At 34.4% G+C, this 514-nt stretch carries 1 protein-coding gene; it reads right to left on the bottom strand.

Going from position 1 to position 514, the window contains the following annotated elements; all coding sequences use genetic code 11:
* The coding region (locus tag PTT44_RS00040) for a putative type VI secretion system effector (protein WP_337960658.1) at positions 1 to 514 on the bottom strand (514 nt) is incomplete at both ends.

Genomic DNA, 514 nt, shown 5'->3' with positions numbered 1-514 from the left:
TTTGGGGTGTTCAAAACCTAGCTTTTCAAATATTTGCTCTGATAATGTTCCAAAATTTTCATATGACTTCTTATAGCCAAAATAGTTTACAAATCCCATTAAGGCACCTACTCCAAAAATCCCCCAAAATGTCCATATAATTAGACGTAAAAAAGAATCCCAAGAATAAGAAAACTTAAGTATATAAAACAGTAGCATTAAAATTGCTATTACTCCCCATGTAATTAAGGTGAAGTAATAAGTTTGCATCATAATAGCCTTATAGCCCATTTTTACTGAACGTCCCATTTCATAAATCATATAAAGCAAACCAGATTTAGGATCAAGAATGGCATAGACTTGATAACGTCCATCTACAGGCTTGTCATTAATTACAGCGATCAGTTCATCATTTTCTTTAAAACGAGCCGTCGTAAATTGCCCTAGTAAAGAATGTCCTTCTATTTTCCCCGTAAACGTGATGCCATCTTTAGCTTTACCTGCCATCACTAGTATAGGAGCACTGGTAAGTAAC

This window comes from Acinetobacter sp. Gutcm_16 (assembly GCF_028649355.1).
Classification (GTDB): Bacteria; Pseudomonadota; Gammaproteobacteria; order Pseudomonadales; family Moraxellaceae; genus Acinetobacter; species Acinetobacter johnsonii.
Note: the sequence above shows the minus strand (reverse complement) of the source record. Positions and strands in the feature narration are given on the sequence as shown.